Annotated in this window: 15 protein-coding genes and 1 pseudogene; 10 read left to right on the top strand and 6 right to left on the bottom strand. The window is 70.0% G+C overall.

Going from position 1 to position 21595, the window contains the following annotated elements; all coding sequences use genetic code 11:
• On the top strand, nucleotides 1–777 hold the full coding sequence (locus HUT19_RS34340) for a thioesterase II family protein (RefSeq protein WP_176184173.1): 777 nt from the start codon (nucleotides 1–3) through the stop codon (nucleotides 775–777).
• On the opposite strand, the gene HUT19_RS34335 is transcribed toward HUT19_RS34340, so the two are convergent.
• Nucleotides 752–1786: a GlxA family transcriptional regulator gene (locus HUT19_RS34335; RefSeq protein ID WP_176184171.1), complete on the bottom strand. Its 1035-nt coding sequence runs from the start codon at nucleotides 1784–1786 to the stop codon at nucleotides 752–754. The genes HUT19_RS34340 and HUT19_RS34335 overlap by 26 nt on opposite strands.
• Before the next feature lie 72 nt (nucleotides 1787–1858).
• Between HUT19_RS34335 and HUT19_RS34330 the strand changes: the two genes are divergently transcribed.
• Both HUT19_RS34330 and HUT19_RS34325 read left to right on the top strand, forming a co-directional pair.
• On the top strand, nucleotides 1859–3244 hold the full coding sequence (locus tag HUT19_RS34330; protein WP_176184169.1) for an MFS transporter: 1386 nt from the start codon (nucleotides 1859–1861) through the stop codon (nucleotides 3242–3244).
• A 150-nt stretch (nucleotides 3245–3394) separates the two neighbouring features.
• Nucleotides 3395–4546, top strand: a complete 1152-nt coding sequence (locus HUT19_RS34325) for an epoxide hydrolase family protein (RefSeq protein WP_176184167.1) — start codon at nucleotides 3395–3397, stop codon at nucleotides 4544–4546.
• A gap of 673 nt (nucleotides 4547–5219) precedes the next feature.
• Here the strand turns inward: HUT19_RS34325 and HUT19_RS34320 are convergent.
• From HUT19_RS34320 to HUT19_RS34310, 3 genes are all read right to left on the bottom strand, one after another.
• Nucleotides 5220–6590: an MFS transporter gene (locus HUT19_RS34320; protein WP_176184165.1), complete on the bottom strand. Its 1371-nt coding sequence runs from the start codon at nucleotides 6588–6590 to the stop codon at nucleotides 5220–5222.
• Nucleotides 6591–6720: 130 nt separating this feature from the next.
• The gene (locus HUT19_RS34315) at nucleotides 6721–8199 is read right to left on the bottom strand and encodes an NAD-dependent succinate-semialdehyde dehydrogenase (protein ID WP_176184163.1); all 1479 of its coding nucleotides are present in this window, start codon (nucleotides 8197–8199) and stop codon (nucleotides 6721–6723) included.
• A gap of 183 nt (nucleotides 8200–8382) precedes the next feature.
• Nucleotides 8383–9237 carry an IclR family transcriptional regulator gene (locus tag HUT19_RS34310; RefSeq protein WP_254885930.1) on the bottom strand — a complete coding sequence of 285 codons (855 nt, stop codon included), beginning with the start codon at nucleotides 9235–9237 and terminating at the stop codon, nucleotides 8383–8385.
• A gap of 207 nt (nucleotides 9238–9444) precedes the next feature.
• On the opposite strand from HUT19_RS34310, the gene fae reads away from it, so the two are divergent.
• The 7 genes from fae to HUT19_RS34275 all read left to right on the top strand — a co-directional run bounded on the left by fae (nucleotide 9445) and on the right by HUT19_RS34275 (nucleotide 18184).
• Complete coding sequence (fae, locus tag HUT19_RS34305) at nucleotides 9445–9984, top strand: formaldehyde-activating enzyme (protein WP_176184159.1); 540 nt, start codon at nucleotides 9445–9447, stop codon at nucleotides 9982–9984.
• Entirely contained in the window at nucleotides 9981–11093 is a 1113-nt protein-coding gene (locus tag HUT19_RS34300; protein WP_176184157.1) for a mandelate racemase/muconate lactonizing enzyme family protein, read from the top strand. Before fae ends, HUT19_RS34300 begins: the two co-directional genes overlap by 4 nt.
• Nucleotides 11090–12610: an aldehyde dehydrogenase gene (locus HUT19_RS34295; protein WP_217712311.1), complete on the top strand. Its 1521-nt coding sequence runs from the start codon at nucleotides 11090–11092 to the stop codon at nucleotides 12608–12610. Before HUT19_RS34300 ends, HUT19_RS34295 begins: the two co-directional genes overlap by 4 nt.
• A 71-nt stretch (nucleotides 12611–12681) precedes the next feature.
• On the top strand, nucleotides 12682–13617 hold the full coding sequence (locus HUT19_RS34290; RefSeq protein ID WP_176184155.1) for an NAD(P)-dependent oxidoreductase: 936 nt from the start codon (nucleotides 12682–12684) through the stop codon (nucleotides 13615–13617).
• 48 nt (nucleotides 13618–13665) lie between these two features.
• Nucleotides 13666–14835, top strand: coding sequence for an iron-containing alcohol dehydrogenase family protein (locus tag HUT19_RS34285; protein WP_176184153.1), 1170 nt, complete (start codon nucleotides 13666–13668; stop codon nucleotides 14833–14835).
• Nucleotides 14836–15288: 453 nt separating this feature from the next.
• Complete coding sequence (locus HUT19_RS34280) at nucleotides 15289–16776, top strand: class I SAM-dependent methyltransferase (protein WP_217712310.1); 1488 nt, start codon at nucleotides 15289–15291, stop codon at nucleotides 16774–16776.
• A gap of 355 nt (nucleotides 16777–17131) precedes the next feature.
• Complete coding sequence (locus HUT19_RS34275) at nucleotides 17132–18184, top strand: DUF6777 domain-containing protein (protein WP_176184149.1); 1053 nt, start codon at nucleotides 17132–17134, stop codon at nucleotides 18182–18184.
• A gap of 113 nt (nucleotides 18185–18297) precedes the next feature.
• Here HUT19_RS34275 and HUT19_RS34270 read toward each other — a convergent pair.
• Together HUT19_RS34270 and HUT19_RS34265 are read right to left on the bottom strand one after the other, a co-directional pair.
• A pseudogene (locus HUT19_RS34270) lies at nucleotides 18298–18630 on the bottom strand (recombinase family protein); the annotation flags it as partial.
• A gap of 60 nt (nucleotides 18631–18690) precedes the next feature.
• Nucleotides 18691–21507, bottom strand: coding sequence for a tetratricopeptide repeat protein (locus tag HUT19_RS34265; protein ID WP_176184147.1), 2817 nt, complete (start codon nucleotides 21505–21507; stop codon nucleotides 18691–18693).
• Nucleotides 21508–21595 lie beyond the last annotated feature (88 nt).

The following is a 21595-nucleotide window of genomic DNA, read 5'->3' as shown; positions in this document are numbered from 1 at the left end:
ATGGGTCAGAGGTCACTCAGGAAGCCATCGCCGTGGCTGCATCACATAGTCTCCGGCGCACAGCCCGGCGAGGCCTGTCTGGTGTGCGTTCCGCCGGCCGGCGGCGCCGCCGGCGCGTATTGGACATGGACGCAATGGCTGCCGCCCCACATAGACCTGCTCCTCGTGCAGCCGCCCGGCCGGGAAGACCGCTACGCGGAGCCGCCGGAATGGACACTGGATCAACTGCGCCAGGAGTTCGCGCACGCGCTGGCCGCCCTGCCGGAAGTGCCGTATTACGTACTGGGCCACAGCATGGGCGGCCTGGTGGGTACTCATATCGCGACCTGGCTGGCGCCCGACAGGGAGCTGCGGCGGCTGATCGTCAGCTCGTACCGGCCACATCCGAGCGAGAGCCGCTTCTCCCGCGTGTTTCCCGGCGGAAAGATCGACAAGATCGACCTGGCACAGTTTGCCGAACTGAGCGGGATCGGCGTTGAAGAATGGCGGAACCTCCCCGCGGAGTTCCAGGAACCGCTGACGCGGCGCTGGTACGCGGACCTGGCGTTGTCCGCGGAGTTGCCCGTCCCTTCGGAACCGGTCCTGGACTGCCCGGTGACCGCATGGCTCGGCGACCGCGATTTCATGACCGCTGACGAGATGACGGCCTGGTCGAGACTCACCTCGGGTACCTGCGAGGTTCAATCCTGGCCGGGAGGCCATGACTACCTCTTCGCCCGGCCAACGCCGGTGAGGGAGCGGCTTGTCGAGCTCATCGTCCCCGGTCTGCCCGGGTGATCACCTCCGCCGGGAGGGAAGGGCTGTGATCACGCCGGTACTCGGTGGGAGACAGCCCTAACTGGCGGGCGAAATGGGCGCGGAGGTTGGGCGCGGTGCCCAGGCCACTTCGCTCGGCGACGAGATCGACCGGCAGGCCAGTACGCTCCAGCAACTCTCGCGCCCGGCCCAGCCGCTGGACGAGGAGCCAGCGGCTGGGAGTGGTGCCCAGCTCGGCCTGGAACCGGCGGATCAGGGTACGGCCGGACACTCCCGCCCTGGCGGCGATGTCCCCGACGCCGATCGGCTGATCCAGCCGAGCCATTGCCCACTCCAGCACTTCTCCCAGGCCGGTGCCGCTCCGCGCCGCGGACATCGGCGATTCCACGTACTGAGCCTGGCCGCCGGCGCGATGCGGCGGGACGATCATCCTGCGCGCGATGGCGTTCGCGGCCCCGGCTCCGACATCCTCACGGATGAGGTGAAGGCACAGGTCGATCCCGGCCATGAGGCCGGCGCTGGTGAGCACGTCGGAATCGTTGGTGTAGAGGATGTTCGGATCCACCTTCACGTCCGGGAACCGGCTGGCCAGGATGGGCGCGTGCGTCCAGTGGCTGGTGGCCGTCCGGCCGTCGAGAATCCCGGCCGCGGCGAGCACGAAGGCGCCCGAGCACAGCGAAACCATCCTGGCGCCCCGCGTGCGGGCGGCGCGGACCGCGTCCAGCACCGGGGCCGGCGGATCACCGTGTACGTCTCCCGTCCCGGGGACCAGAACCGTATCCGCGGTCACCAGGTCATCGAGCCCGTGGGTGGCGCGCAGCTCGAAGACGCCGGCCGGCCCGGCGTGATCGAACCAGGCGCGCAGCGGTACCAGGGCCCCTGCGTCCTCAGCGCCGCACAGCCGCATGTCGTACCAACCGGCCGGGTGGCTGCCCGGCGGGGTGCCGAAGGCCTGGCACGCGATCGCGACCTCGATCGCGGCCTGCTGATCCAGGAGCAGCACCGCCAGAGTGCCCGGAACCTTGGTCATGTCGCGAAACTATCGGATGATGGCAAGCACGCCGCTCGTGATCGCCAAGGCGCCTCTGTACGGTGCCAGAACGTGACAGCTCACAACACCGAGTCTCCTGCCGTCACTCAGACCGGCATCCGGCGGTGGCGGATCCTGGCGATCGCGTCGGCCGCGCAGTTCCTCGCCATCCTGGACCTGTTCGCGGTCAGCGTCGCTTTCCCCGCACTGGAGAGAACGTTCCACGGCACCAGCCTGGCCGAGGTGTCCTGGGTGCTCAACGCCTACACGATCGTGCTCGCGGCCATGCTGGTGCCGGCGGGGAGACTGGCCGACGACATCGGCCGCAAGCCCGCGTTCCTGCTGGGGATGACCTTGTTCGGGGTGGCTTCGCTGGGCTGCGCCGTTGCCCCGGTGCTGCCCGCGCTGGTGGCGGCGCGGATCGTGCAGGCCGTGGCGGCCGCGATCCTCATTCCGACCTCTCTCGGCCTCGCGCTTCCCGCGTTCCCCCCGCGTGAACATCCCAAGGTGATGGGCATCTGGACCGCGGTCGCCGCGGCCGGCGCCGGAAGCGGCCCCGTGGCCGGGGGGTTGCTGCTGGCCGCCGGGTGGCGATGGATCTTCCTGATCAACATTCCCGTTGTGGCGGTCGCGGTGCTGGCCGGACGCCGTGAACTCCCGGCGTCCCCGCGGGGCGTCCGCAAGCGCCTGGATCTACCGGGGGCCGCGCTGGTGCTGGCCACCGTGGCGGGCCTGACGACCGTGTTCACGCAGGCTTCGGTCTGGGGATACGGCTCCGAGGCCATCCTCGGATGCACGGTGGCGACCGTCCTGCTGGGGGCGCTGACCGTGCACCACCTTCGCCGGACCCCCGATCCGGTGGTCAGCTTCGAGCTCTTCCGGCACCGGCTGTTCACCGTCGCCGTCAGCGGCGTGTTCCTGTACTACCTGGCGTTCGCCGCGATGATCCTGGCGGCCACGCTGTTCCTCACCGGCCGCTGGCACTACTCCGTCGTGACCGCGGCACTGGCCATCGCCCCGATGCCTGCCAGCACCATGGCGACGGCACCACTGTCCGGCCGTATCGTGACACGCTTCGGCGCCCGGGCCTCGGCGGTGCTGGGCGGACTGACCCTCGCGGCAGGCTGCGGCTGGTGGGCGCTGACCGCGACGGACCGGCCGGAGTACCTCGTCGTGTTCCTGCCCGGCGCGGTACTCGCCGGTGTCAGCACCGCGCTGTTGCAGCCGCCGCTGTTCGGTTCGGCGGCCACCCTGCCGTCGAACCGGATCTCGCTCGCCAGCGGGGTTCTCATGATGTCCCGTCAGATCTCATCGGCCCTCGGCGTAGCGATCCTCACCGCGATCCTCGGGCACCAGGCGCTCCACGGCTTCCGCCTCGCCTGGCTGGCCATGTGCGCGGCCGCACTGGCGTCAGCGGCTGCCAGCACCTGGTTCCGCGACAACCCCGGACAGAGGTGACGGCACGCCAGCACTCGAAATCGTCGTACGTGAGGGTGTGGTGACGTTCAGCCAACCTCGGGCCAGGGGAAAGATAGCCTGAGCGTGGAACCCGACAACAACATGAGCGTCCGCAACATCACCGAGGCCACCTGAAGGAGCAGCGTGCTCATGACCGGACCGTCCGGGGACATCGTCCCGTTCCAGATCAGCATCCCGGAAGCCACCGCGACTGACGTGCGGGACCGGCTGCGCCGGACCCGATGGCCCGAGCCTGAGACCGTCGGCGACTGGTCGCAGGGCACACAGCTGACGTATATCCGCGAGTTGTGCCGGTACTGGCTGGAGGAATACGACTGGCACGCGGCGGAAGCACGGCTGAACCGGTTCCCGCAGTTCACGACCGAGATCGACGGGCTGCCCATCCACTTCATCCATATCCGCTCACCGCACCCGGACGCGGTCCCGCTGCTGATCACGCACGGCTGGCCCAGCTCGGTCGCCGAATTCCACAAGGTCGTCCAACCGCTCGCCGATCCCGTCGCGTTCGGCGGCAGCGCGGCCGATGCCTTCCACGTCGTATGCCCGTCCCTGCCGGGATTCGGGTTCAGCGGCAAGCCGTCCCAGACCGGATGGGGCACCGAACGGATCGCTGACGCATGGGATCAGCTGATGAGCAGGCTCGGCTACCCGCGCTACGGTGCCCAAGGCGGTGACTGGGGTGCCCGGATAACGATGACGCTCGGCAGGCGGCACCCGGAGAACGTCATCGGCATTCATCTGAACATGGTCCCGTTCCCCGAGCCGGAGAGCACCGACGACCTCACCGAGGCGGAGCGTTCGGCACTGGACAGGCTCGCCCGGCACCGCGCCCAGGGGTCGGCATACGCCGCCGTGCACGCGACCCGCCCGCAGAGCATCGGCTACGGCCTGACCGACTCGCCCGCCGCGCTCGCCGCTTGGATCACCGAGAAGTTCCAGGCCTGGAGCGACTGTGACGGCGACCCCGGCACCGTCTTCACGAACGATGAGCTCCTCGACAACATCATGATGTACTGGATCCCCGCCACCGGGGCGTCAGCCGCCCGCCTCTACTGGGAGAGCTTCGCCACCGCCAGCGGCTACGAGGGGCCTGTCCCGGTGCCGGCCGGATGCTCCGTCTTCCCGGCGGACTACTACCAGCCGTCTCGCCGTTTGGCCCAGCCCCAATTCCCCGGCCTGCGGCACTGGAACGAACTCGACAAGGGCGGGCACTTCGCCGCCCTTGAACAGCCGGCCACGTTCGTCAGTGAGGTCCGCACCGCTTTCCGGGTGTTCCGCTGAGGCGCAGCACCGCCGGTTGTCAGCCGCCCGAATCCCGTGAGAAGGGGCCATCGTGGGTGCGAGCGTCCAGAAGACGTCCGGTGCGGCGGCTGCTCACCGGCGGCGCCGCAGCGGCTTCGACGGTGCCCGGCCCTTCTCCCGGGGTCCCCCCCTCCCCCGCCGGGGCCGCACCGGCCACCACTGTCCAGGTCGACCACGGCGTGCGGTACGTCGATCCGCTGATCGGATCGAGCAGGGGCGGCAATACGTACCCCGGCGCGAGCCCTGCCGTTCGGCATGATCGCCTGGTCGCCCACCAGCACCGCCGGCGGCCAGACCAGCACGGCGGCCGCGGGTGGCTACTTGTGCGTCCCTCCGGGCCGCGCCGGGAAGTCGGGATGGGGCTCGAAGGCCGCCGTCTCCGGCGGGGTCATCGGGCCCGCCCTGGCAGCCGAGGGTACGGGCGCTCGCCGGGGACAGCGCCAGAGGTGGGCCGGCGGTGGCGAGATAGCGTTGGGCCGGGATGTGCGGGGCGACCAGGCGGACGACGCGGGGCCCCGGCAGCCCCTCGACCGCCGTCGCCGCGTGGCGGGCTGTCCCAGACATCCGCGCGTGAGCGGGGGTGCGGAGATTCGGCCGATGACCCGACCGTTCCACGCGTCCTCGACGGCCCCGTACGTGCCCAACCGGATGCCTAAGCCGTGCCCCGACGCGCCTTGCGCGCCGCCCTGGCCAGGTCCATGTCGGTGGTCTCCGGCGCCAGGAAGTGTGACACCAGGCCGCCGGCCGCCAGCACGCCCGCTCCGATGAGGAGCACGAACTCCGCACCGAAGCGGTCGAGTCCCATGGGCAGGAGGAACGTGCCGATGGCCGCGCCGACCCGGCTCATCGCGGTCGCGAAGCCGACGCCCGTGGTGCGCAGCGAGGTGGGGAACACCTCCAGCGGATAGACAGCGGTCAGCGCGCTGGAGGCGGCGTTCAGGAAGATGAAGAACAGGAATCCGCCCACGATGACGGGGGTGGACGACGGCCACACCGCCACCACGGCCAGACATCCGGCCGTGATCCAGAACGGCGGGATCAGCAGCTTGCGGCGGCCTATGCGGTCCACGGCGAGGCAGCCCGCCGCGACGCCGAGCACGGCTGTGAACGAGTAGACGAGCAGGGCAGCGACCGCGTTGTCACCCATGTGAAGAGCCTCGAAGACCTGGGTCCAGAAGGTGCCGATGGCGAAGTACGGCAGAACGAGGGCGGCCCAGAAAACGCTTGCGAACACCGTGCTGCGCACATGCCGAGGGCTGAACAGCGCCCGGAAACCCTCGCGTTGGGCCGCATCGCGCTCCTCGAGCTCGGCGACGACGTCCACCTCGATGCCGTACTTCTCGATCAGTGCCTCGGCCTCGTCCCGGCGGCCCTTGCTCAGCAGCCAGCGCGCCGACTCCGGGATGCCGCCGCGCAGCGCCACACACACCAGGGCGATCACCGCGCTGCTCGCCAGGGACCAGCGCCAGCCGCCGTCGACGGGCTCGAACAGCGCCCCGACCACGGTTGCCAGTGCGTATCCCAGGTACCAGCTGATCTCCAGGCTGGCCAGCAGCCGTCCGCGGCCCTGCCGGGGCGCGTACTCGGACAGCAGCGGTGCGCCGATGGCGTACTCCCCGCCGATCGCCACGCCCATCAGCAGCCGGATCAGGAACAGCTGCGTGCCGTCCGTGACGAAGAACTGGAGGACCGAGCCGATGAGGAAGATCATCATGTCGACGAGGAACACCGGTCGGCGCCCGAGCCGGTCGGCCAGTCGCCCGAAGAGCGGTCCTCCGACAAAAATGCCGATGAGTGGCGAGGCACCGACCAGTCCCTGCGCCAGGGCGGAGAGATGGAGGTCGGTGGTGAGCGCGCCCATGGCCATGCCGGTGCCACCGATGATGTAGCCGTCGATGCCCTGGCCTATCTGGGTGGCCAGCTTCAGCTTGGTGTGCAGTCGCCGGCGCTCGCGCTCGGTGGCGGTGGACGGGGTCGGGGGTGTGCCGGGCAGGTGGTGGTCGGTCGCAGGCGTCGTTGCCATGTGCGGTCCTTGTCCTTTCGGTGTCCGGGCAGGCCGGGGCGGCGCCACGGCCCATACCGGAACACAGCGGGGGAAGAGTCCACGGGGGGGAGGGGGAGGCGGTCTTGGTAGCGGAGGGGAGGCGGCGGGCTCAGCCGGTGGGCCAGTCGAGGGCGATGTACTGCGTCTCCAGGAACGCCTCGATGCCCTCGCGGCCGCCCTCCCGCCCGAGGCCCGACTGCTTGACTCCGCCGAACGGCGCGGCCGGGTCGGACAGCAGGCCCCGGTTCAGGCCGACCATGCCGGTCTCCAGCCGTTCGGCGATGCGCAGCCCCCTGGCCACATCGCGTGTGTAGACGTACGAGGCGAGGCCGTGCACGGTCGCGTTGGCTCGGGCCGGCATCTCGTCCTCATCGGTGAAGGTGGTGATCGGTGCCACGGGTCCGAAGACCTCTTCGTGGAAGATGCGGGCGTCGTCGGGCACATCGACGAGGACCGTCGCCGGGTGGAAGAATCCGGGCCCTTCGGGCACCGTGCCCCGCGCGGCGACCCTCGCACCGCGGGCGATCGCGTCATCGACCAGCGTGCGGATCTTGTCGACGACCGTCCGGTTGGCCATCGGGCCGAGCGTGATGTCCTCTTCCAGGCCGGGGCCGCAGCGTACGGCGTTCATGGCCGCACCGAACTTCTCGATGAACTCGGCCGCGACGGACTGGTGGACGAAGAACCGGTTGGCGGCGATGCACACCGCGCCACCGCCGCGCATCTTGGCGTCCATCGCACCGCGCACCGCCGCGTCGATGTCGGCGTCCTCGCAGACGATGAAGGGGGCGTTGCCGCCCAGTTCCATCGTCACGTTGACGACGTTGCGGGCGGCCTGTCCGAGGAGCGCCCTGCCGGTGGCGGTGGAGCCGGTGAAGGAGAACTTGCGTACGCGTTCATCGCCGAGCCAGACCGAGACCACCTCGGGTGCGCGGTCGGTCGGCAGGACGTTCAGCAACCCGTCGGGCAGCCCCGCCTCCGTGAGCAGCGCGGCCACCGCGAGGGCGGTGAGCGGGGTGTCCGGGGCGGGTTTGAGGAGTACGGGGCAGCCCGCCGCGAGTGCCGGCGCGATCTTCCGGGTGGCCATGGCCGCCGGGAAGTTCCACGGGGTCACGAAGGCGGTGACGCCGACCGGATGCTTGCGTACGACATGGCGAAAGCCACCGCCGGGAGCGTCACCGAACGAGGAGCCGATCCGGACCGCCTCCTCGGCGAACCAGCGGAAGAACTCGGCCGCGTAACCGACCTCGGCCACGGCGTCCCGGTAGGCCTTGCCGTTCTCCGCGACGATCAGGCGGGCGAGTGTCTCGGTGTGCCCGCGCATCAGTGTGAACGCGTGGTGCAGGATCTCTGAGCGGCGACGGGCCGGTGTCGCGCGCCACCCGGCGGCCGCCGACTCGGCCGCGTCGATCGCGGACAGGGCGTCCTCCGGCCCCGCCGCGGACACCTCGCGGATCAGTTCGCCGGTGGCCGGGTCATACACGGGAAACGTCCGTCCGCCCTCGGCCGCGCGCCAGCGGCCGGCGAGGAGGACATCGCCTTCGGCGAGCGGTGCCTTGGCGAGGGTGTCGATGCCGACGAGGTTCATGAGCTGCTCTTTTCTCCATGCCGAACGGGAGCGGGTCCGGTTCGCGGTGAATTTACGAGCGCGTCATACGGCCGACAAGGCCGCTTCTCGGATCGCAACGGGGGTTGCTCTCAGGGCAACCCGCGGATCATGCACCGAAACAGGCGACGTTCCCTCCCCCGCGGGATCCGGGCACCCAGCCCTTCAGGTAAGCCGTGTCCGGGCCGACGGTGGCCGCCGCGGCTCCCAGCCCAGCAACGCGGAAACCCGGGCCGCCGCCACGGCCGTGGTGCGGCCCGCCTGGTCGAGGCGGTCACCGAACCGGACCTTCGGCGCCGAGATGTTGATCGCCGCGATGACACGCCCCCGGAAGTCGCGCACCGGCGCCGAGACGCCGACCAGGCCGGCCTCGAACTCCTCGCTCACCCTCGCGTATCCCCGCCGCGCGGCCTCCTGGATCAGCGCCCACAGCTCGGGGACCGGCAGCTCCAAGGTGGTGCCGAACCGGACGTACAGCTCGTCCGGCGTGGCGTCGGCCAGCAGGACCCGCCCCGCCGAGGTCTGCCAAGCGGGCACGCCACGTCCCTCCCAGCCGTGGACACGGAAGGAGTGCCCGGAAACCGAGAGCAGGGTGAGCACATCGCGGTCGCTCAGCACGCACAGATGGCTGGTCTCCTCCAGGTCGGCGGACAGGGCGTGCATGACCGGCTCCGCCATGCGCACCAGCCGGTTCTCCGAGGTCCGTGCGACAAGGGAGTAGAGCCGCCAGCCCAGGCGGTATTCCAGGGTGTCGGGGTCCCGCTCGACGATCCCCTCCGCGGCCAGGGCCTGGAGGGCCCGCGAGATCTGGGTCTTCTCGCGGCCCACCAGCTGTGCGAGGCGTACGACCCCGAGGCCGCCGGCGTTCTGCGCCTCGTCCGACGCGAGCGCCTCCAGCAGGTCGATGTCCCGGCGCAGACCGTGGCCGCGCCGGGCGGTGGGGCCGTCCTGGTCACGGGAGGCGCGGGAACCGGCGTGGTCCCCGGGGTCGGCGGGGCCGGGAACGGGATGGTTCGTCACACGCGCCATCCTAGAGCCGCACCGTGGGAACCCCAGGTCAAGCGCATGGTTGTCAGGAGAGCAACCGGCATTTCGATTCCGGCGACGACCTTGCGAGGGGGTGGTGGCGCACTTAGATTCGCCGCGACGGGCCGGATGAACTGCGCCGAATGCGAGCTTTGTCCCCGGGCCCGTCCGTTTCCCGCTCCCGGAGATCCTGGAGATCCCATGCCTACCCCCTTCGCCCCGGCCACGCTCATCGGCGAGTCCTTCGTCGGTGAGGGTGCGAACGCCGCACACACGAACATCGCGATCGGGCGCGGGGCCGGTCCCGTCGAGACGGCCTGGGTCACGGCCCTGGCCACGCCGAGCGCCGGGCACGTCCCCTTCATGACGGTCATCCGGCCCTCGGTCCCGGTGAAGCCGCTGACCCTGTTCGTGAACAAGGCCGCCGCGGAAGGCGAGCTGCATCAGCGAGCCACCTGGGGTTCCGCCCAGGCCGGTGTGGCGCAGGGTGTCGTGGACGCGGTCGAGGAGGGTCTGCTGCCCGCCGAGGAGGCCGACGACCTGCGGATCATCGCCGCGGTGTGGGTCAACCCGGCGGTCGACGACCTGGACATGTCCTTCCGCAACCAGCGCGCCGCCGCGTACGGGGCCATCCGCGCCGCCGTGTCCGGCACGCCCACCGTCCCGGACATCCTGGCGGCAGCCGAGGAGGGCCCGGCGAACCCGTTCTACTCCGCCACCGCCGAGGTGCTCGCCCGATGAAGATCACCGACATCACCCTGGACCGGCTGCGCCTGGAGCTGGATCCGCCGTTCCGCGCCGCCTGGGACCCCGAGCCGCGCCGCCACTTCGACGCCACGATCGTCCGCGTCCACACCGACGAGGGAATCACCGGTATCGGCTCCGGCGATCTCATGGACGGCTTCCACACCTACCGGCACCTGTTCGTCGGCGAAGACCCGCTGGACATCACCCGGCATGTCAAGGCGATCGAGACCGCCAACTTCCATGGCGCCTCCTACTGGCCCCTGGAGGCGGCCCTCTGGGACATCATCGGCAAGGTGCACGGCCGTCCGGTGTCCGAGCTGTTCGGCAACGCGGCGAAGAAACTGCCCGCGTACGCGTCCTCCGGTGAGCTCACGACGCCCGAGGAGCGTGTCGCGACCGCTGTGAAGGTCCGGGACGCGGGCTTCCGCGCGATGAAGATCCGGATCGACCGTCACCGCGTCGACGAGGGAATCGCGGCGGTGCGGGCGGTGCGCGAGGAGCTGGGCCCGGATTTCGAGATCATGGTCGACCTCAACCAGTCGTGGCGGATGGCGGGCGACACCGCGAACGCCTCCGACCTCGCCAAGACGCGCAAGATCGTCGGGCGGCTCGCGGATCTCGATGTGTTCTGGGTAGAGGAGCCACTGCCCTACGCCGACCTCGACGGGTTCAAACGACTGCGGGCCGAGAACCCCGGGGTGCGCATCGCCGCCGGCGAGATGCACCACTCCCCCACCGAGCTGCTGCGCTACCTCGAAGCGGACGCCCTCGACATCTACCAGATGGACGTGGTGCTCGCGATCGGCATGCACCGCGCCCGCACGCTGGCAGAGCTGGCGCAGCTGCGGAACCGGCAGTTCACCCCGCACAGCTGGACCAACGGCATCGGCGTCCTCGCCAACCTGCATGTGTCCGCGGGGGTCGGCGGCGGTCCGTTCTTCGAGTTCCCCTACGACCCGCCCGGCTGGACCCCGGAGCGCCGCGACTTCATGCTCGCCGAACCGGTGCGCGTCAACGCGGACGGCGACCTGGAAGTGCCCGCCGCACCCGGGCTCGGCATCGAGCTGGACGAGGACGCCATCGACCGCTGGAGGATCGCGTGACGTACACCATCGACGAGCTGCTGACCCGTTCGTACGACGACTGGATGGCCGCGGCGGGCAAACTCACCTTCGAAACCCGCCTGTTCATCGACGGGACCTTCACGGACGCCACCTCCGACGACGTCTTCACCAGCGTCTCGCCGCGCGACGGCGCCGTACTCGCCGAGGTGCGGGCCGCGGGCGTCGAGGATGTCGACCGGGCGGTGCGTTCCGCGCGTGCCGCCTTCGAGGACGGGCGCTGGCGCGGCCTCGCGCCCAAGGAGCGCAAGCGTGTTCTGCTGCGCTGGGCCGAGTTGATCCGCGCCGACGCCGAGGAGCTGGCCCTCCTCGACACGCTGGAGATGGGCAAGCCCATCACCGAGTCGGTGCGTATCGACGTGGACAAGACCGCGGAGACCATCGCCTGGTACGCCGAGGCCATCGACAAGACGTACGGCGAGGTGGCGCCGACGCCCGGCGACGCGCTCGCACTGATCACACGGGAGCCGCTGGGTGTCATCGGCGCCGTCGTACCGTGGAACTACGCCCTGCTGGTGGCCAGTTGGAAGCTCGGCCCGGCCCTGGCCACCGGCAACAGCGTGGTGCTCAAGCCCGCCGAACAGACCTCCCTGGCCGCCCTGCGGCTGGCCGCGCTCGCCACCGAGGCGGGCCTGCCCGACGGAGTCCTCAATGTCATCCCCGGGCGCGGCGAAGTGGCCGGGCAGGCGCTCGGCCGCCATCCCGAGGTGGACAAGATCGCCTTCACCGGCTCGACGGAGGTGGCCCGGCTCTTCCAGGTGTACGCGGGCGAGTCCAACGGCAAGCAGATCGCCGTCGAGGCCGGTGGCAAATCGCCCCAGCTGGTGCTGCCCGACGCCGATATCGAGGCCGCCGCGTCCGCCGTGGCCTGGGGCATCTTCTACAACGCGGGGCAGACCTGCAACGCCGGTTCGCGCCTTGTCGTCCACACCTCGGTCAAGGACCGGCTCCTGGACGCCGTACGCCGGATCACCGCCGAGACCTTCCGGGTCGGCGACCCGCTCGACCCGGCCACCGTCATGGGACCGATCGTCGACGAGACCCAGCTGGCCAGGGTCCTCGGCTGCGTCGGGCGCGGCACACGGGACGGGGCCACCGTGCTGTTCGGCGGCGGACGCACCCTCGTCGAGTCGGGCGGCAGCTATATGGAGCCGACCGTGCTGGACAACGTGGCGAACACCTCCGCGGTCGGCCAGGAGGAGATCTTCGGCCCGGTCCTCGCCGTGGTGACGTACGACGGCGATGCCGACGAGGGCGTACGGCTGGCGAACGAGAGCGACTTCGGGCTCGTCGCGTCCGTCTGGACGCGTGATGTGACCCTCGCCCATCGCACCGCCCAGCGGCTGCGGGCCGGCACGGTCTGGATCAACACCTTCGACGCGAGTGATGTCATCACGCCCTTCGGCGGGTTCAAGGCCACCGGCGCGGGCCGTGACAAGTCCCTGCACGCGCTGGACGCGTACACGGCGCTGAAGACCACCTGGATCAACCTGGCCTGAACGGCCTCTCCCGCGCCACCCCTTCACCTGCACACTCCTTCACACTCCTACAGAACAGAGCGAGGACAACGATGAGGATCGGTTTCATCGGCCTGGGCAACATGGGACGCCATATGGCCCGCCATCTGATCCAGGCGGGACACCAGGTCACCGTGCACGACATCCGCCCCGAGTCCGCCGCCGAGCACCTCGCGCTCGGCGCCGAATGGGCCGGCACGCCCGCCGTGTGCGCGGACGGCGTGGAAGTCCTGATCACCAGCCTGCCGACCCCGCGCGTCGTCGAGGACGTACTGCTGCGGGGCGGCGCCGCCGCGGCCCTGCCGCCGGGTGCCCTGTGGGTCGATATGTCGACCTCGACCCCGGCGGCCGCCGAACGGATCGCCGCCGAGGTGCTGGACGCCAAGAAGGTGCGCCGGCTCGACGCACCCGTATGCGGGATGTCGCACGGCGCCGAGGCGGGCACCCTGCAGATCTTCGTCGGCGGTGCCGAGGACGACGTCCGGACCGCGCTGCCCGCGCTGGAGGCGATGGGCGATCCGAAGCGGATCCTGCACGTCGGCCCGCTCGGCGCCGGTTACACGGTCAAGCTGCTGCTCAACCTGCTGTGGTTCAGCAAGCTCGTCGCCACGTCGGAGGTGTTCGCGATGGGTGCCAAGGCGGGCGTCGACCTCGGTCTGCTGCGTGATTCCCTGCTCAAGAGCTCCGCCGCCTCGTACTTCCTGGAGCACGACTTCATTCGCATCCTCACCGACGGCGACTACGACGACTCCTTCGCCATGGTGCTCGCCTGCAAGGACCTCGGCCTCGCCGTCGACCTCGGTCGCGACCTGGGCGTGCCCACCGAACTGTCGGCAGTGGTCGAGCAGATCTTCCGCCGCTCCAGGACCGAGCACGGTGACCTCGCGGGCGAGATGAGCCCCGTCCGCCTCTACGAGGCCCTTGCCGGGCGGGAGTTCCGGCTGCCCCACCCGGCCGCCGCACCGGCCGACGCGACACTCCCGGTCTGAGAACGGGCGAACGCCACCTCCGCACCACGACGTCAGGAGCCGCACCCCATGACCTCCACCGGACCCGGCGGTCCCACACCGCTGAGCATCGACCCCACCTGCCGCATCGAGTTCGGCCCCGGCCACATCGGCCGACTCCCCGCACTGATCGCGGCAACCGGCCACGATCGCGCCTTCGTCGTCACCGACCCCGGCCTGCGCGCCGCGGGCGTCCTCGAGCCGGTCCTCAAGATCCTCCAGGCCGCCGGGCTGGAGTACGCCGTCCACGACGAAGTGGCCCCCAATCCCTCGACCGCCAACGTCGACGCCGGTGCCGCACGAGCCCGTACGTTCGGCACCGCCACGGTTGTCGCCCTCGGCGGCGGCTCCGTACTCGACGCGGCGAAGGGCATCGCCCTGCTGGTCGGCAACCCGAACGCCACGGCCGCCGACGCGGACGACCTGTGGGAAGCGGCCGATGGACTACCGCTCGTCGCGATACCCACCACCTCCGGAACCGGCGCCGAAACCAACGGCTTCGGTGTCATCGAGGACATCGCCGCCCGCCGCAAGGTCTACCTCGGCCACCCCTCCGTGAAGCCCCGGATCGCCCTGCTCGACCCGGAGCTGACCCTCGGCCTGCCGGCGCCCGTCACCGCGGCCACCGGCATCGACGCCCTGGTCCACGGCATCGAGTCACTCGCCTCACGCGGTGCGAACCCGGTTTCCGTCGCCTACGCCACCCAGGCCGTCGCCATGGTGAGTCGCGCCCTGCCCGCCGCGTATCTGAACGGTTCGGACCTCGACGCCCGAGCCGAACTGATGCTCGGCGCCCATCTCGCCGGCCAGGCGCTCACCCTCTCCGGGCTCGGACTCGTCCACGGCATCGGCCACGCGCTCACCGCCCACACCGGCACTCCGCACGGGCTCGCCCTCGCCGCTGTCCTCGAAGAGGTGATGGAATTCAGCGCTCCGGCCGCGCGCGGCGCATACGAGCAGGCCGCGCGCGCCATGTGTCTCGCCCCGCCCCCCGACGGCGACTGGGCGCGGGCCGCCATCGAGGCCGTACGCCAACTCTCCGGCGCCGTCGACGTCAAGCGCCCGCTGCGGGAACTCGGCACCGAGCGGGACATGCTCCCCTCCATCGCCGCGGGGGCGGTGGCGGACGCGGTGACCGCCAACAGCCCGCTGCTGCCGTCCGAGTCCCAGGTGCTGGAGATCCTCACGGCCGCGTTCTGACACCGAGCGGTACGGGACCGCGCCGCGGCTCGGGTCGCCACGGTGGGTAGGGCATCAGCAGCCTCGCCAACGTCGCCGCGTGGGCCAGGGGCCGGAGACACCACGACAGCCGCTTCCGGGAAGAAGCAAGTGAAAATCCGGATGAGTCAGTCTATTTCCGGTTCGGGAGATCAATTTCCCTGCCATTTACACAGGGGTTGCCCTTCCGGCGGCATGCATCTCGTGATGCCGGGAATACGCCCCCCGGGCACGGGTGCCGTTGTCTGCTGTCTCAGCACCGGAGGTTTCGTTATTTCTGCGCATCCTGTACAGAAATTCGGACACAATCCAGTCGACGTCCGGGACACCGACCATTATACGGAGGAGTACGTACCCAGTTTCGTCGAAAAGTGGGACTCGCTCATCGATTGGGAGAGGCGGACGGAGAGCGAGGGAACGTTTTTCATCGACCTCTTGCGGGAGCGTGGCGTCAAGAAGGTCCTCGACGTGGCCACGGGGACCGGTTTTCATTCGGTCCGGCTGCTGGAGGCTGGATTCGAGACCGTGAGCGCCGATGGCAGCGCCGAGATGCTTGCCCAGGCATTCGACAACGGGCTCAAGCACGGTGAGCACATCCTCCGCGTCGTACAGGCGGACTGGCGCTGGCTCAATCGCGACGCCCACGGCGAGTACGACGCCATCGTCTGTCTCGGGAACTCCTTCACCCATCTGTTCTCGGAGCGCGACCGGCGCAAGGCGCTCGCGGAGTTCTACGCGATGCTCAAGCACGACGGGATCCTCGTCCTCGACCAGCGCAACTACGACGCGATCCTTGATCGCGGCTACACCAGCAAGCACGTGTACTACTACTGCGGGAAGGACGTGGCCGTCGAGCCGGAGTATGTGGACGAGGGGTTGGTGCGCATGCGCTACAGCTTCCCCGACAAATCCGTCTACCACCTGAACATGTTCCCGCTGCGCAAGGACTACACGCGCAGGCTCATGCAGGAGGTCGGCTTCCAGCGGATCGAGACGTACGGCGATTTCCAGCACACCAACCGGGAAGAGCGGCCCGACTTCTTCATTCATGTCGCGGAGAAGGAGTACCGGATCACGCCCGAGCCGCTCATGGAATATTCCCAGGCCGTGGGGACCGCGCGCGACTACTACAACTCGGCGGACGCCGACGCCTTCTACTCCCAGGTCTGGGGAGGAGAAGACATTCACATCGGCATCTACGACCGGCCTGACGAGCCGATAGCCGAGGCCAGCAGACGGACCGTGGAGCGCATGGCGCGACAGATCGAGCTGACCTCCTCGTCCGTCGTACTCGACCTCGGGTCGGGCTTCGGCGGCTCCGCACGGTACCTCGCCGAGACCTACGGCTGCCGGGTCATCGCGCTCAACCTCAGCGAGGTGGAGAACGCCCGGCACCGCGCCCTGAACGCCGAGCGCGGACTCAGCGAGGCCATCGAGGTGGTGGACGGCTCGTTCGAGAGCATCCCGCTCCCGGACGAGAGCGTCGACGTGGTCTGGTCCCAGGACGCCCTGCTGCACAGCGGCAACCGCGCCCGCCCGCTGGAAGAGGCCGCCCGTGTGCTGTACCCCGGCGGCCACTTGATCTTCACCGACCCCATGGCGGTGGACGGCTGCCCGGCCGAGACACTGCGCCCCATCCTGGACCGTATCCACCTGGAGGACATGGGCTCGCCCGACTTCTACCGCCATGAGCTGGCGCGACTCGGATTCACCGAGGTCGGCGGCGGCTTCGAAGAACACCGGCAGCAACTGATCACGCACTACGCCCGGGTGCTGGACGAGACGCGGCGTCAGGAGGCCGACGGCCTGGCCGACCAGGTGAGCGCCGACTACCTCGCGCGCATGAAGAAAGGTCTCACCAACTGGGTCGAGGGCGGCAGGAACAACCATGTGACGTGGGGCATCTTCCACTTCACGCGATAGCCGCCACGGCCGGGTGACGGGCCCCGCCCGTCACCCGGCCGCACCAGCGGCATACGACCGCCTCCCCCGGACGGTCATTCTCCAGGCGTAGGAGTGGTGGTACACAGCGCCCGCTCGCTATCTACACATGGAGGGAGCGTGCGTACCGCGCTGCCACACTCCTGATGCGGTGCGAGACTGCTGAGACCGCTGAGGCGTTTCCGGGCAAACAACTTCAAGGAGCCGCGACCGAACGGGTCACAAAGACCTCTCCCACGGGGAAACCTGACTTTCAGGCCATCGGGGGGAGAGCAACGTGGGGGGTCGTACAGTACGGCGTCATCGTGGCAGCGTCGGTCGGGCGATATCAGCCGTGGTGGCACTGGTCGTGGGAATGGGTCTGCTGGCCAATGCCTGCGCGACGGCCGCCGTCGCGGCGGAGGCGGTCGGCGTGGTCGCCGAGTCGCCGTTCTTCGCACGGCTGGGTGGCGGTGACCGTGCCGGAGTCAGGCCGGGCGCGTCCGGTGGGGAGCAATCCGGCGCGAAGAGGGGGTTGTTCGGGGGCAGTCTGAGCAAGAAGCGCTGCAAGATCGGCGCGTTGATCAACTTCCTCCTCGACAGCGGCAACAGGGAGAAGGCGCGCGCCTGGGCCGAGGTGCTGGGCATTGAAGTCGGGGACATCAAGAAGTATGTCGACAAGCTGACACCCGTACTGCTCGGGAACGACACCCTCGTGCGCAACCACCGCTTCAAGAACGGCAAGGCGGAGGGGTACGACGCGCTCCTCCAGGCCGGGATCGCGGTCCTGGTCGATGTGCGGGGAGTGCCCGTCGTCAAGTGCAACTGCGGGAACCCGCTGAAAGAGCCCGAGCACGGACTGGGTGAGATCAAGGTCGACATCCCGGACGACCTCGGCAAGCGGTGGAAGCACAACAAGGACAAGGACGTGATCGTCCGTCCCGGCAAGAAGAAGGTCGGGACGTTCGTGCTCCGGGACGTGGACCGTCCCGGCAAGGTCATCGACCGCCCCGTCGGCCCGTCCACTGGTGACACCACCCGCAAGGACCCGGACATCAACGCCGGTGAGCCCGTCACGGTGCCCCGGGTGGAGGGCTCGACGCAGGACGAGGCCACCCGGACCCTGGAGGCGGCGGGCCTGACCGTCCAGAGCACCGAACGGCCTTCGGACACCGCGCCCCCCGGCACCGTCATCTCCCAGACCCCCGCCCCGGACACCCCACTGGAGCGGGGCGGCACGGTCACCCTTGTCATCGCGACGGCGGGCGGGGACGGCGAACCGACACCCTCGGGCGAACCGACACCCTCGGAGGAGCCGACACCATCAAAGGAGCCGCCGGCGGCGGCCACCGAGCCCGAGCCGTCCGTTTCCCCGGTGGAAGCCACGCAGCCGGAACCCGTGCCTACCTGATCGAGCAGCACCTCCAGGGGTACTGAGTGCGGCGCCCGGCCCTCGGTGGGAGGTGTCCGGGCGCACCTCGGGGAGCCGGTAAGAACCGTGTCACCAGCCGCACATGGCGGTGATCAGTTCTCGGACCTGGTGGGTTGGGGCAGTTCCGGCGTACTCGTCGCCTCAGCGAGTGCGAGGCGACCGCCCTTCGCCTCGGGCACGTAGTGGTAGATCGTGTTCCTGGAGACGCCGAGGAGCTTCGCGATCGAGGTGGCGGTGTTCTCTGGGCGGGTGAGCAGGTCGCGGGCGTGACGTACCTGCTCCTCCGTCATCGCCGGCGGGCGGCCGAGTCGGGCGCCGCGGGCACGAGCGGCGTCCAGGCCCTCGTTGGTGCCCTGCACGATGAGTTCGCGGATGAGCTCCGCCGGAGCCGCGAACACGTGGAAGACCAGGCGCCCACCGGGCGTGGTCGTGTCAAGCGCCTTTTATGGGCATGTTCCGCCGCCGATCAGGCCGTGTGCCGCCGCTTATCGATCTTGGTCATCGACCGGTCGATTCATCAACAGCTGCATCCCCCGCCAGTAGGCGAGATTGTGCCGGGTGGCGATGGTGTCGGGGTGGTCATCGCCCTGTACCCGCGCCCGGTCGGCGAGCAGCTCGGCGAAGGCGTCCGCGGCTCCGGCCGCATCCCCCGCCTCACCCTGGCAACAGGCGAGATTGTGCCGGGTGGTGAGGGTGGAGGGGTGGTCATCGCCCTGTACCCGCGCCCGGTCGGCGAGCAGCTCGGCGAAGGCGTCCGCGGCTCCGGCCGCATCCCCCGCCCTCCCCCGCCAGTAGGCGATATTCCCCCGGGTGGTGAGGGTGTCGGGGTGGTCCGGTCCCAACACCCGCACCAAGTGCACCAGCAGCTCGGCGAAGGCGTCCGCGGCTCCGGCCGCATCCTCCGCCCTCCCCCGCCAGCGTGCGACATAGCGCCGGGTGGCGATGGTGTCGGGGTGGTCATCGCCCTGTACCCGCGCCCGGTCGGCGAGCAGCTCGGCGAAGGCGTCCGCGGCTCCGGCCGCGTCCCCCGCCCTCCCCCGCCAGTAGGCGATATTCCCCCGGGTGGTGAGGGTGTCGGGGTGGTCCGGTCCCAACACCCGCACTCGGTCGGCGAGGAGTTCGGTGTAGGCGTCCGCGGCTTCGGCCGCATCCCCGGCCTCGCCCCGCCAGTAGGCGAGGTTGTGGCGGGTGGTGAGGGTGGAGGGGTGGTCATCGCCGAGCACGCGCACCATGTGCTCCAGCAGCTCGGCGAAGGCAGTCGCGGCCCCCGCCGCATCCCCCGCGTCACCTCGAAAGTGAAGGAGATTTCCCCGGGTGGTGAGGGTGTCGGGGTGGTCCGGTCCCAACACCCGCACCATGTGCTCCAGCAGCTCGGCGAAGACGTCCGTGGCTCCGGTGGCATTCTCCGCCTGACCCCGAATGCGGGCGAGTTCGCCCCGGGTGGTGAGGGTGGAGGGGTGGTTGTCGCCGAGCAGTCGCACCTTTTGCTCCAGTAGCTCGGCGAAGGCAGTGGCGGCTCCGGCGGCATCCCCCGCCTCACCCCGAAAGCGGGCGAGGTTGTGCCGGGTGGTGAGGGTGGAGGGGTGGTCGTCGCCGAGCACGCGCACCATGTGCTCCAGCAGCTCGGCGAGGGCGGCCGCGGCTCCGGCGGCATCCCCCGCCTCACCCCGAAAGCGGGCGAGGTTGTGCCGGGTGGTGAGGGTGGAGGGGTGGTCGTCGCCGAGCACGCGCACCATGTGCTCCAGCAGCTCGGCGGAGGCAGTGGCAGCCCCGGCTACATCCCCCGCCTCACCCCGAAAGCGCAGGAGTTCGCCCCGGGTGGTGAGGGTGAAGGGGTGGTCCGGTCCCAGGCGGTCGTGAGCGACACTGGCCATGCGGTGGAAATGCTCGATGGCGGCCGCAACTTGGCCGGTATGGCCCAGGCTGTAGCCGGCGTGGAAAAGCACCCCATGGACACCGTCGGATTGGTACAAGGCGTCTTCGGCATGGCCGGTGAGGGCGGTGGTGTTGGCGCGCAGGTTCTGGACGATTGCGCTGTCGCGTTCGACGTCGGGCCAGACGGCCAGCAGGGCGTCGGCGGCGGCACGGGCGGTTTCGTCATACGCCCGAGAGGTCAGGGTGTCCCGGGTGGCACGTTGGATGAGCTGGTGGATGCGTATGGCTTGGTGGGCGATGTCGGGGGTGTGGTCGATGAGGTTGAGACGGTGCAGGGCCCGCAGCGCGTCCCTGACATCCCGGTCCGTCACGTCGCTGCCGCAGCCCTGGTCAGGCGTGGCCTGGGTGCGGTGCTGGGTGAGATAGCGCCGAGCGGGCTGGCTGGTCAGGACGTCCTGAGGGATGCCGTTGCCATCCAGCATGGCGGCGAGTTGGAGTGCTGGGCGGGCTAGACCGACGGGCCGGAAGGCGTCGGCGCGCTCGATGGACAGTGACCATGTGGTGGCTACGGCCGTGGTCTGGTCGTCTGGCAGGGTGCCGGGCTCCGGCAGCACGCTGCCGAGCTCGGTGGTGCGGTCGGTGAGGCGGCGGCGGTAGCTGGTGCAGTGGGTGTGCGTGCACCCGGGGCAGTCGATGGGGATGTCGGCTTCGATGATGTAGGCGGCGGCCTGCGACAGGGCCAGCGGCAGGTAGCCGAGGTCCTGGGCCAGTGCCTGGATCTCGCCCGGGTCGTCGTGCCGCCCGTGCTCGGCAAGGAACCCGCTCAGGTAGGTGGCTGCCTCCTCGGGTGTGAACACTCCGAGATCGATCCGCTGCCCGGGCACCGCGACGTCGCGGCGGCGCGTGGTGACCACCGTGCGGCCGTGTGGGTTCGTCGCGGGCCAGAGGCCGGTCATGTCGGCGGGGTCGGTGACATCGTCCAGGACGACCAGCCACCGGCAGACCGGTCCGGAGCGCGGCGGGCTGGGCTCCAGCCAGTTCCGGAACGCCTGTGCGGATCGCTCGGGATCACCGGGTTCTGCGGCAAGTAACTCTTCAGCGGCCTGGGCGTAGGTGGAGATGACGGCGTGCCGACTGCTGGCGCTGACCCAGACCAGTACGTCCAGCTCTTCCGTGTTCCATGCCTGCCGGGCGTAGTGGGCTGCGAGCTGGGTCTTGCCGACCCCACCGGTGCCACGCAGTACCTGGCACAGCACGGCCGTGCCGCCGCCGGTCACTGCTGCCCGTAGCTGCTCGATCTCGTCTCGTTCCTGGAAGGCCGCTGCTGCGCGGGGGAGGACGCCAACCTTGTGAGGCCAGGGCGCCGGGGTTCGCGGCGCGGCGTAGTAGGCGACCTGGCCGCCGTCGGCCACGTAGCCGACGGTCATGCTGTGGTCGCTGGCGTGGGCGGTGATGCTTCCCAGCTGCTGACCGGTGGGAGGCGGCTGGGTGGGGGTGGGCTGGTGGTGGCCGGGC

It is taken from the genome of Streptomyces sp. NA02950, assembly GCF_013364155.1.
GTDB lineage: Bacteria > Actinomycetota > Actinomycetes > Streptomycetales > Streptomycetaceae > Streptomyces.
Note: the sequence above shows the minus strand (reverse complement) of the source record. Positions and strands in the feature narration are given on the sequence as shown.

Excerpts from the sequence above, each read along its gene's own strand:
- HUT19_RS34340 (WP_176184173.1), top strand. The coding sequence starts at position 1 with ATGGGTCAGAGGTCACTCAGGAAGCCATCGCCGTGGCTGCATCACATA.
- HUT19_RS34335 (WP_176184171.1), bottom strand. The coding sequence starts at position 1,786 with ATGACCAAGGTTCCGGGCACTCTGGCGGTGCTGCTCCTGGATCAGCAG.
- HUT19_RS34325 (WP_176184167.1), top strand. The coding sequence starts at position 3,395 with ATGACCGGACCGTCCGGGGACATCGTCCCGTTCCAGATCAGCATCCCG.
- HUT19_RS34320 (WP_176184165.1), bottom strand. The coding sequence starts at position 6,590 with ATGGCAACGACGCCTGCGACCGACCACCACCTGCCCGGCACACCCCCG.
- HUT19_RS34315 (WP_176184163.1), bottom strand. The coding sequence starts at position 8,199 with ATGAACCTCGTCGGCATCGACACCCTCGCCAAGGCACCGCTCGCCGAA.
- fae (WP_176184159.1), top strand. The coding sequence starts at position 9,445 with ATGCCTACCCCCTTCGCCCCGGCCACGCTCATCGGCGAGTCCTTCGTC.
- HUT19_RS34300 (WP_176184157.1), top strand. The coding sequence starts at position 9,981 with ATGAAGATCACCGACATCACCCTGGACCGGCTGCGCCTGGAGCTGGAT.
- HUT19_RS34290 (WP_176184155.1), top strand. The coding sequence starts at position 12,682 with ATGAGGATCGGTTTCATCGGCCTGGGCAACATGGGACGCCATATGGCC.
- HUT19_RS34285 (WP_176184153.1), top strand. The coding sequence starts at position 13,666 with ATGACCTCCACCGGACCCGGCGGTCCCACACCGCTGAGCATCGACCCC.
- HUT19_RS34265 (WP_176184147.1), bottom strand. The coding sequence starts at position 21,507 with ATGACCGTCGGCTACGTGGCCGACGGCGGCCAGGTCGCCTACTACGCC.